Source organism: Guyparkeria halophila (assembly GCF_034479635.1).
In the GTDB taxonomy this organism is placed as follows: Bacteria; Pseudomonadota; Gammaproteobacteria; order Halothiobacillales; family Halothiobacillaceae; genus Guyparkeria; species Guyparkeria halophila.
On sequence record NZ_CP140153.1, the window covers coordinates 273,460 to 283,607 of the forward strand.

The 10,148-nt window shown below is 67.1% G+C and carries 10 protein-coding genes; 9 read left to right on the forward strand and 1 reads right to left on the reverse strand.

Annotation, left to right across the window (positions count from 1 at the left end):
• The first annotated feature begins 220 nt into the window (after window positions 1-220).
• The 5 genes from queA to secF all read left to right on the forward strand — a co-directional run bounded on the left by queA (window position 221) and on the right by secF (window position 5,850).
• Window positions 221-1,300 carry a tRNA preQ1(34) S-adenosylmethionine ribosyltransferase-isomerase QueA gene (queA, locus tag SR882_RS01265; protein ID WP_322521547.1) on the forward strand — a complete coding sequence of 360 codons (1,080 nt, stop codon included), beginning with the start codon at window positions 221-223 and terminating at the stop codon, window positions 1,298-1,300.
• Window positions 1,297-2,442, forward strand: coding sequence for a tRNA guanosine(34) transglycosylase Tgt (tgt, locus tag SR882_RS01270; protein WP_322521548.1), 1,146 nt, complete (start codon window positions 1,297-1,299; stop codon window positions 2,440-2,442). The genes queA and tgt overlap by 4 nt, the downstream gene beginning before the upstream one ends.
• A gap of 96 nt (window positions 2,443-2,538) precedes the next feature.
• Window positions 2,539-2,874: a preprotein translocase subunit YajC gene (yajC, locus tag SR882_RS01275; protein WP_322521549.1), complete on the forward strand. Its 336-nt coding sequence runs from the start codon at window positions 2,539-2,541 to the stop codon at window positions 2,872-2,874.
• A 125-nt stretch (window positions 2,875-2,999) separates the two neighbouring features.
• Window positions 3,000-4,865: a protein translocase subunit SecD gene (gene secD, locus SR882_RS01280; protein WP_322521550.1), complete on the forward strand. Its 1,866-nt coding sequence runs from the start codon at window positions 3,000-3,002 to the stop codon at window positions 4,863-4,865.
• A 40-nt stretch (window positions 4,866-4,905) separates the two neighbouring features.
• On the forward strand, window positions 4,906-5,850 hold the full coding sequence (gene secF / locus SR882_RS01285) for a protein translocase subunit SecF (RefSeq protein ID WP_322521551.1): 945 nt from the start codon (window positions 4,906-4,908) through the stop codon (window positions 5,848-5,850).
• A gap of 113 nt (window positions 5,851-5,963) precedes the next feature.
• On the opposite strand, the gene SR882_RS01290 is transcribed toward secF, so the two are convergent.
• The gene (locus tag SR882_RS01290) at window positions 5,964-6,791 is read right to left on the reverse strand and encodes an inositol monophosphatase family protein (protein ID WP_322521552.1); all 828 of its coding nucleotides are present in this window, start codon (window positions 6,789-6,791) and stop codon (window positions 5,964-5,966) included.
• A gap of 175 nt (window positions 6,792-6,966) precedes the next feature.
• On the opposite strand from SR882_RS01290, the gene SR882_RS01295 reads away from it, so the two are divergent.
• From SR882_RS01295 to ndk, 4 genes are all read left to right on the forward strand, one after another.
• Window positions 6,967-7,797: an RNA methyltransferase gene (locus SR882_RS01295; RefSeq protein WP_322521553.1), complete on the forward strand. Its 831-nt coding sequence runs from the start codon at window positions 6,967-6,969 to the stop codon at window positions 7,795-7,797.
• Between the two features lie 23 nt (window positions 7,798-7,820).
• Window positions 7,821-8,633 carry a serine O-acetyltransferase gene (gene cysE, locus SR882_RS01300; protein ID WP_322521554.1) on the forward strand — a complete coding sequence of 271 codons (813 nt, stop codon included), beginning with the start codon at window positions 7,821-7,823 and terminating at the stop codon, window positions 8,631-8,633.
• Window positions 8,634-8,758: 125 nt separating this feature from the next.
• Complete coding sequence (locus tag SR882_RS01305; protein WP_322521555.1) at window positions 8,759-9,259, forward strand: Rrf2 family transcriptional regulator; 501 nt, start codon at window positions 8,759-8,761, stop codon at window positions 9,257-9,259.
• 456 nt (window positions 9,260-9,715) lie between these two features.
• Entirely contained in the window at window positions 9,716-10,141 is a 426-nt protein-coding gene (gene ndk / locus SR882_RS01310; protein ID WP_322521556.1) for a nucleoside-diphosphate kinase, read from the forward strand.
• Window positions 10,142-10,148 lie beyond the last annotated feature (7 nt).

Sequence of the window (10,148 nt, forward strand, 5' to 3'; positions counted from 1 at the left end):
CACCCTCTGAGTGATTCAGATTCGGGTGTTTTTTGCGTGTGCGTATCCGTTCCCCCGCCGGTCATCCGCCGTGGTGAGTCGCGCCGTGGTTCGTTGGTATCGCCGGCTGCCCTGTGCCCGCTGACAGCCTGCCCGGCGATCGGTTGGTCGGGCGCGCCGATGGTCGTGCTCGATGTTCCCGGTGGTCTGTCCCCGCGCGGCGGGGTAGACTGCGCCCGCCATGAAGCTCGACGCCTTCGATTACCACCTGCCTCCCGAACGGATCGCCGCCCGCCCGGCCGAGCCGCGCGAATCGGCGCGCCTGCTGGTGTTGCCGGCGGTTGGGGAATTGGCCCATCGCCATATTGGCGATCTTCCCGACCTGATCGCGCCGGGTGACCTCCTGATCCTGAACGATACCCGCGTGATTCCGGCCCGTGCGTTCGGGCACAAGGCCTCCGGCGGCAAGGTGGAATTCCTGCTCGAGCGCCTGCTCGATACCGACCGGGCCCTGTGTCATCTGCGCAGCAGTCGCTCGCCGCGGATCGGCGCCGAACTGATCATGGAAGGCGGTGCTCGACTCGAAGTGATCGGTCGTGACGGGGCGTTGTTCGAGGTGAAGCGGCTCGCCTCCAGCCCCGCGGACGGCATGCTGGGCTGGCTGGAGGCGCATGGTCATATGCCCCTGCCGACCTACATCGAGCGCGCGGACGACGACCAGGATCGCCACGATTACCAGACGGTGTTCGCCCGCCGCGAGGGGGCGGTCGCTGCCCCCACCGCCGGGCTGCATCTGACCGAGGCGCTGCTCGAGCGCCTGCGCGACCAGGGTGTCGAGACGGCCTTCGTTACCCTGCACGTGGGCGCCGGCACCTTCCAGCCAGTGCGCAGCGAGACCATCGAGGCCCACGAGATGCATCGCGAGTGGACCGAGGTGCCGCCGGCCACGGTCGAGGCGGTCGCGGCGGCGCATCGCCGTGGCAACCGCGTGATCGCGATCGGCACCACCGCGGTCCGGGCGATCGAGACGGCCGCTCGTGCGCACCCCGGGCACGCCGCCCGCGGCGAGATCGGCCCGTTTGTCGGCGACACCCAGCTTTTTCTCTATCCCGGCCAGCCGCTGCACGTCATCGACGCGATGCTGACTAACTTCCATCTGCCGCGCTCGACGCTGCTGATGCTGGTCTCGGCGTTCGCGGGGCGCGAGCGGGTTTTGGACGCCTATCACGAGGCCATCGAGCACGGCTACCGTTTCTATTCCTTTGGTGATGCGATGTTCATCGAGACGAATGCCGCCGTCGAGGGCGCACAGACCGCATGAAATTCGAACTGCATGACTGCACCCGCGCCAAGACCGATGCGGACCGCCTGGCCGGCCCGCGTCGGGGCCAGATCCGCTTCGCCCGTGGCGTGATCGACACGCCGGCGTTCATGCCGGTGGGCACCTACGGCACCGTCAAGGCGGTCACCCCGGAGGAGCTGACCGACCTGGGCGCGCAGATCGTGCTGGGCAACACCTTTCACCTGATGCTGCGCCCGGGCACGGACATCATTCGGCTGCACGGTGATCTGCACGACTTCATGCACTGGGAGCGTCCGATCCTGACCGACTCGGGCGGCTTTCAGGTGTTCTCGCTCGCCGAGATGCGCAAGATCACCGAAGAGGGGGTGCGTTTTGCCTCGCCGGTCAATGGGGACCAGGTGATGCTCACCCCCGAATCCTCGATGCAGGTCCAGCACGAGCTGGGTTCGGACATCCAGATGATCTTCGACGAGTGCACGCCCTACCCGGCCACGCTCGAGGTGGCCGGTGCCTCGATGCGCCTATCGTTGCGCTGGGCGGCGCGCTCGAAGGCGGCCTTCGAAGCCCTCAAGCCGGCGGACTCGGACCGGGCCCTGTTCGGCATCGTCCAGGGCGGCATGCACGAGCCCCTGCGTCGCGAGTCGGCCGCCGGCCTGGTCGACCTGGGCTTTGATGGCTATGCCGTCGGCGGTCTGTCGGTGGGCGAGCCGCTGGCAGAGCGCAATGCCGTGCTCGAGTTCACCCTGCCCGAATTGCCCGCCGATCGGCCGCGCTACCTGATGGGGGTGGGCAAGCCCGAGGACCTGGTCGAGTCGGTCGCCCGCGGCGTGGACATGTTCGATTGCGTCATGCCCACGCGCAACGCGCGCAATGGCCACCTGTTCACGCGTTACGGCGACGTGCGCCTGAAGAACGCCCGCTACGCCACTGACATCCGGCCGCTCGACGAGGATTGCGACTGCTACACCTGCCGGCATTACTCGCGCGCCTACCTCAAGCACCTGCACCGGGCGCGCGAGGTGCTGGGGGCGCGGTTGTGCACCATCCACAACCTGCATTACTACCAGGTGCTGATGGCCGAAATGCGCGCGGCGATCGAGGCGGATGCCTTCGAGACCTTCCGGGCCCGCTTCTACGCCGAGCGCGATCGCGGTGTCTGAACGGCGCGTAGCAATGCAAACCGCGGGGCTTGTGGCATACTCCGGCGTTGTCTTGCAAACCACCTAAAACACCACGAAATCGGAGCGACCCCCACGATGTTCTTTATCAGCGATGCCATGGCCCAGGCGGAAGGGGCCGGTGAGCCGAGCCTGCTGGCGACCTTCCTGCCGCTGCTGCTCATCTTCGCCGTCATGTACTTCCTGCTGATCCGTCCGCAGATCAAGCGTCAGAAGGAGCACAAGAAGCTGGTCGAGGCGATCGAGAAGGGCGACGAGATCGCGACCTCCGGCGGTCTGCTTGGCCGCGTCGTCAACGTCGGCGACACGTTGCTGGTACTGGAAATCGCCGACGGCACCACGGTGGTCGTGCAGCGATTCGCCGTCAGCACGGTGATGCCCAAGGGCACCATCAAGGACGCCCGCGAGGCCTGATCCTCGCCATTCCCCAGGGCTCGCTACGGCGGGCCCTCTCGTTTTATCCGCCCGCCGGCCAGGGATGCGTGTCGGTGGGCCGCGTCCCGGCCCACGGGGCGCCTTTCCTCGCGAAGGCCTAGAAGATGAACCGCTATCCCCTGTGGAAGAATCTGATCGTCGTCGTTGTCGTGCTGGTGGGGTTGTTCTACGCCCTGCCGAACTTCTTCGGCGAAGAGCCGGCCCTGCAGATCTCCAAGCGTGACGGCACCATGGAGCAGGCCGCCCTGTCCGAGGCACAGAGCGCGCTGCGCGCCGCGGGCATCGAGTACAGCCGTGCCGATTTGCAGGACGACTCCGGTCTGATCCGCTTCAACTCCACGGACGATCAGCTCGAGGCGGTCGACGTGGTGCGTGCCGCCCTCGGCGGTGACTACCCGGTTGCCCTCAACCTGGCCCCGGCCGCGCCGACCTGGCTGACCGATCTCGGCGCCTTGCCGATGTATCTGGGCCTGGACCTGCGTGGTGGTGTCCACTTTCTGATGCAGGTGGACATGGGCGCGGCGATCAAGACGGCGCTGGAGCGTCGTGTCGACGGCATGCGTGCCGACCTGCGCGGCGAGCGTCTGCGGTATGTCTCCGCCGAGGTCACCGACGAGCAGCGTATCCAGGTGCGTTTCCGTGATGCCGGGTCCCGTGACCAGGCCATCGAGCAGCTGGCCGGCGACTACGAAGACCTCGAGTTCGATTCGGCCGAGATCGAGGGCGAGCCGTACCTGACGGCGACGATGACCGAGGAGGGCGTCGAGACCGAACGCCGCGCCGCCCTCGAGCAGAACATCACCACCCTGCGCAACCGCGTCAACGAACTGGGCGTGGCCGAGCCGCTGATCCAGCAGCAGGGCGATGACCGCATCGTGGTCGAGCTGCCGGGTATCCAGGACACCGTGCGCGCCAAGGAAATCCTCGGCGCGACCGCCACCCTGGAATTCCGCCTGGTCCACGGCTCGCCGGCCGACTGGGTCGATGCCGACGAGTCCGGCAGCATCCCGCCGCAGGCGCGTCTCTACCAGCGACGCGATGGCGGCCCGGTGCTCCTCAAGCGCCAGGTGATCGTCACCGGTGATCGGGTCACCGGGGCGTCGTCGGGCTTTGATCAGGATTCCGGCTCGCCGGCGGTGTTCGTCAACCTCGACAGCCAGGGCGCGCGGCGCATGGCCGACATCACGGGCGACAACATCGGCCAGCAGATGGGCGTGGTGTTCATCGAGAACCGCATCGACACCAAGGTCGACGAAGACGGCAATCTCAGCGAGGAGAAGAAGCTGGTCGAAGAGGTGATCAACGTCGCCACCATTCGTGACCAGCTGGCCAACCGCTTCCAGATCACCGGGCTCGACTCGTCGCAGGAGGCGCGCAACCTGTCGCTGCTGCTGCGCGCCGGCGCCCTGCGCGCGCCGATGGATATCGTCGAGGAGCGCACCGTCGGTCCGAGCCTGGGTGCCGAGAACATCCAGGCCGGCGTGAACGCCGCCATTCTCGGCTTCGTGCTGGTGGCGATCTTCATGATGATCTACTACCGCGTCTTCGGCGTGATCGCCGTGGTCGCGCTGGTGACCAACCTGGTCCTGATCGTCGCGGTGCTCTCGATGCTGCAGGCAACGCTGACCCTGCCGGGCATTGCCGGCATCGTGCTGACCGTGGGCATGGCGGTGGATGCCAACGTGTTGATCTTCGAGCGCATTCGCGAAGAGCTCAGGAACGGCATGACGCCGCACGCGGCGATGAAGGCCGGTTACGAGCGTGCCTTTGCCACCATCCTGGATGCGAACATCACCACCCTGCTGGCGGCCCTCGCCCTGTTTGCCTTCGGCACCGGGCCGGTCAAGGGCTTTGCCGTGACGCTGTCGATCGGCATCCTCGCCTCGGTGTTCACCGCGGTGATGCTGTCGCGCGCCCTGGCCAACCTGGTCTACGGTCGCCAGGCGCGCCTGAAGGGACTTTCCATCTGAGCCGGCCAGGTGCCGGCAATCGAATCAGACGAGTGACACCATGAACGTATTTCCAGCCGACGCGCGATTCGACTTCTTCGGCAAGCGCTACTTCGCCTACGCCCTGTCGGCGATCCTGCTGCTGGTCGCGGTGGGTTCGCTGGCGACCAAGGGGCTCAACCTGGGCCTGGACTTCACCGGCGGGGTGGTCGTCGAGCTGGGCTACCCCGGCGGGGCGGACATCGAGGCGGTGCGCGACACGCTCGATGCCCAGGGTTTCGATCAAGCGGTCGCGCAGCTGTTTGGCTCATCGGAGTCGGTGCTGGTGCGGTTGCCGCCGACGGGGGAAAGCCAGTCGCGGCTCGCCGACCAGGTGCTGACCGCGCTGCAGTCGGAGTCGGATGACGTCACCATGCGCCGGGTCGAGTATGTCGGCCCGGCGGTGGGCAAGGAGTTGTTCAACGCCGGTGGGCTGGCCTTGCTGGTCGTGCTGGCCGGCATCCTGGTCTATGTGGGCTTTCGTTTCCAGGTGCGCCTGGCGGGCGGGGCGATCCTCGCCCTGGCGCACGATCTGGTGGTGGTGCTGGGTATCGTCAGTCTGGTGGGGCTTCGCTTCGACCTGACCGTGCTGGCCGCCTTCCTCGCGCTGGCCGGCTACTCGATCAACGACACCATCGTGGTGTTCGACCGCATCCGCGAGAACTTCCAGAAGATGCGCAAGGGCACCGAGAAGGAGGTGATGAACGCCTCGGTCAACCAGACCATGTCGCGCACGGTGATCACCTCGGGTACCACCTTCCTCACCGCGCTGGCGCTGTTCGTCTTCGGGGGCGAGGCGCTCTACGGCTTTTCTCTGACGCTGTTGCTCGGGATCGCGATCGGTACGTTCTCCTCGATCTACGTCGCCTCGGCCGTGTCGCTGGACATGGGCCTCAAGCGCCAGGACCTGCTCAAGCTGGATGACCGCGAGCGGCTCAAGCAGGCCGAGGACAGCAACATCCCCTGAGGGCCTTCCTTTCCCGCACGGGGTTGGCCGGCACGGTTCGACTGCCCGGCCCAAACGGAAAAGCCCGCAGTCGATGCGGGCTTTTTCGTGTCTGCGGGATCGGCGCCTTGGCGTTAGTCGCCGGACTCGGGCCGCGAGACCGAGCGCCAGGCCGCCTCGCCCTTGCTGATCGCCTGCAGCATGGCGTGGACCAGCTTGGGGTTGGCGCAGATGACATTGCCACTGCCCAGGTAGTCGTCGCCACCCTGGTTGTCGATCACCACGCCACCGGCCTCGCGGACCAGCAGGACGCCGGCGGCCATGTCCCAGGGCTTGAGGCCGAATTCCCAGAAGCCGTCGAAACGGCCGGCGGCCACGTAGGCCAGATCCAGCGCGGCCGACCCGGGGCGGCGGATGCCGGCGATCGGGCCGTGCAGCGCCCGCAGGGTCGCGATGTATCGTTCGAGGTTCTGGTCGTCACGGAACGGGATGCCGGTACCCAGCAACGCGCCATCCAGCCCCTTGCGCGGAGCGACGCGGATGCGGCGGTTGTCGAGGAAGGCCCCGCCGCCGCGCTCGGCGGTGAACAGCTCCTGGTTGACCGGGTTGTAGATCACCCCCAGTTCCAGTCGCCCCTGGCGTTCCAGCGCGATGGATACCGCGTAGTGGCCGATGCCGTGCAGGAAGTTGGTGGTGCCGTCGAGCGGGTCGATGATCCAGCGGAACTCGGCGCCGTCCTGCCCGGCGGCGCCGGACTCCTCCGCGAGGATGCCGTGGTCGGGGTAGGCGCGCAGCAGTGTGTCGATGATCGCCGTCTCGGCCTGATGGTCGACCTCGGTGACGAAGTCGTTGCGCTTTTTCGACTCGATGGTGAGATCGTTGACGCGATCGCGGCTGCGGGAGATGACACTGCCGGCGGCGCGGGCGGCGCGCACGGCGATATTGAGCATGGGGTGCGGCATAATGGTCTTGGTCGGCTCGACGAGCGAATGGTGGATGACGGGCCGCGGCAGGCGGTTTGATCGCTGCCAGAGGCGCGTCCGGGCCGGTCGATCGGACCGTGATGCCCGGTCGGGGCGCTGATGCGCCCCGTTCCTCGGATCCGGAATTATACGCGTAAACGCCCCTATGTCAGCCATGCCGCAATTGTCCCCTTCCGTCAGCTCCCCATCCTCCGCCGAGGGTTCCGCTCAGGCCCTTGCGCGGATCGAGATCGTGCTCTGCCAGACGTCGATGGCGGAGAACATCGGTGCCGCGGCCCGGGCGATGAAGACCATGGGCCTCTCGCGACTCGTGCTGGTCGCGCCCCGAGTCAGCCGGGCGGCGATCGACGACAAGGCCCGGGCGGTGGCGACGCACGCCGCCGACCTGCTCGATGCCGCTCGCGTGGTCGATTCGGTCGACGAGGCCGTGGCCGATTCGGTGGCCGTGTGGGCGACCACCGCGCGGACGCGCAGCCTGGCCCTGCCGTTGCTCGACGGACGGGCGGCGGCGGCCGAGGTGATGCGGCAGGTCGGTTCACTGCCGGCGGAATCGACCGGCCGGATCAGCATCCTGTTCGGCGCCGAACGCACCGGCCTGACCAACGAGGAGCTGGGCGTGGCCGATCACCTGCTGGCCCTGCATGCCAATCCAGACTACCCGGTGCTCAACCTCGCCCAGGCGGTCCAATTGGTGGCCTACGAGTTGTTCCACGCCTCGCGCCAGCCGCAACCGCTGGAGGCCGGCGGCGAACCGCCGGCCCGCAAGGCCGAGCTTGCTACACTCTGCGCTCGTCTCGAGGCCGCGCTGGCGGCGCGCGACTATTTCCCCGGCAGCGGGGCGGCGGAGACGGAGCAGCACGCCCGGCGCCTGATGCAGCGCCTGCGCGTGATGCTCAACCGGGCCGAGCCGCGTCGGGACGAGCTGCAGATCCTGCAGGGCATGCTGACCGCGCTATCCCGAGGGCGGCGCGACGGGGCGGATTGATCGATAGATTGCGGAGCAAGTGCATGGGTTGGTGGAAAACGATTCTCGATGACGTCGACAGCGTGTTCGACCGCGATCCGGCGGCACGCAGCCGTTGGGAGATCGCGCTGACCTATCCGGGTCTGCACGCCGTCTGGTGGCATCGCGTTGCCCATGCGCTCTGGCGGCGCAACTGGCGCCTGCTGGCGCGGTTGATCTCGAATGTCAGCCGCTGGCTGACCGGGATCGAGATCCACCCCGGTGCCGAGATCGGCCATCGATTCTTCATCGACCACGGCATGGGAGTGGTGATCGGCGAGACTGCCGAGATCGGCAATGACTGCACCCTGTATCACGGCGTCACGCTGGGCGGCACCACCTGGCGCGAGGGCAAGCGTCACCCCACGCTCGGCGACGGCGTGGTGGTCGGGGCCGGGGCGAAGATCCTCGGCCCGATCACCCTCGGCGAGGGGGTGCGCGTCGGGTCGAACGCCGTTGTGCTCCGTGATGCCCCCGACGGGGCGACCCTGGTGGGCATCCCGGCGCGGATGGTCGAGCAGCGCGCCGAGCAGAACGAGACCAAGCGACGTGTTGCCCAGCGGCTCGGGTTCGATGCCTACGGCGTGGCCCGCGACATGCCCGACCCGGTGGCGACCGTGGTCGATCGCCTGCTGGATCACGTTCAGACGGTCGACGGTCAGCTTGACGAGATGGCCGACGCCCTGCGTTCGCTGGGGGTGGATGTCTCCCGACCGAGTCGTCCCAGCCTGGATGGTTGTCACCTCGACGAGGAAGACGGGGCGGTCAATTGCGGTCGCGACCAGCCGGTCGAGCAGGCCCCGGACCGGCGGGACTGACCCGGTCGGCCCCGCCCATATACAGCGCGGTGTCGCCGGACTATGATGGGGCGACTATCCCCGAGAATCCCGCTCGGGATTGACCCGTTTTGGCGGCCGCGATAGCGGCTGCCGGGAGGTTTGCAATGAGGCTGACGACCAAGGGCCGCTACGCCGTGACGGCCATGCTGGACCTGGCCATCCATGACCGCGGCCAACCGACGGCACTGGCCGACATCGCGGAACGACAGTCATTGTCGCTCTCCTACCTTGAGCAGTTGTTTGCCCAGTTGCGTCGCGGGCAGCTGGTGAGCAGCGTGCGCGGCCCGGGCGGTGGCTACCAGCTGGCGCGTGAGCCGGCGCGGATCAATATCGCCGAGATCGTCCACGCGGTCGACGAGGTGGTCGATGTCACCCGCTGCGGTGGACGCGGCAACTGCCAGGGAGGTGGCAAGTGCCTGGCTCATGACCTGTGGATGGGGCTGTCGGCCCAGATCCAGGGGTTCCTCGAGTCCATTTCGCTGGCCGACGTGGTGGAGCAGCCCGACGTGCTCGACGTCTCCGCTCGCCAGGACGATCAGCTGCAACAGACGCGCGACGAGCGGTCCGAGGCCGTCGCTGCCGGCATGCGGGGCGTCGGTCCCTGATCCGAGCTCCCTGCTCGATCGCCAACGCGAACAGTCTCCACGCGGTTCGCGTGGATTGTTTTCCGGTGAATCGTCGGAACCTCTGCACGAATAGCCAACGCCTCTGCGGGTCGCCAGGTACCCAGATGCAAGGCGTAGCGCGCCGCCCAATGGCCGGAGTCATTGGCAAGCGCTGCAACACCGCAGATGGGTGCCTGGCGGCCCGCCCTCCGGGGCTTGCCGGCTTGCCCGCCCTCGGTGTTGCCGATTCTCGGCGGGCAACGAGCCCGACTTCGAATCGACGCCTTGATGGCGAACAAGCCGGTAAGCCAGAGGCATTGGCTATTCGTGCAGAGGTTCCTTAAACTATCGCGCTTTGCTGTCGCTCATCCCCGGTGAGCGACAGCTTCCTGTTTCCGTTTTCTTTTTCACGTTTCACCGGGGCGGAATGATCCCGCCCGATCAGGAGATAACTTCATGGCCGTAGAACGCACCCTTTCGATCATCAAGCCCGACGCCGTTGCCAAGAACGTGATCGGTCAGATCATCTCGCGTTTCGAGGACGCCGGTCTGTCGGTGGTCGGTGCGCGCATGATGCAGCTGACCCGCGAGCAGGCCGAGGGCTTCTACGCGGTCCACAAGGAGCGTCCGTTCTTCGGTGAGCTGGTCGGTTTCATGATCTCCGGCCCGGTCTTCGTCCAGGTACTCGAGGGCGAGGACGCCATCGCCAAGAACCGTGACCTGATGGGCGCGACCAATCCGAAGGAAGCCGAGCCGGGCACCATCCGCGCCGACTTCGCCGAGTCGATCGACGCCAACGCGGCCCACGGTTCGGACAGCGCCGAGAACGCGCGCACCGAGATCGATTTCTTCTTCAAGCCCGACGAGTTGACCAGCCGCTAAGACCGCT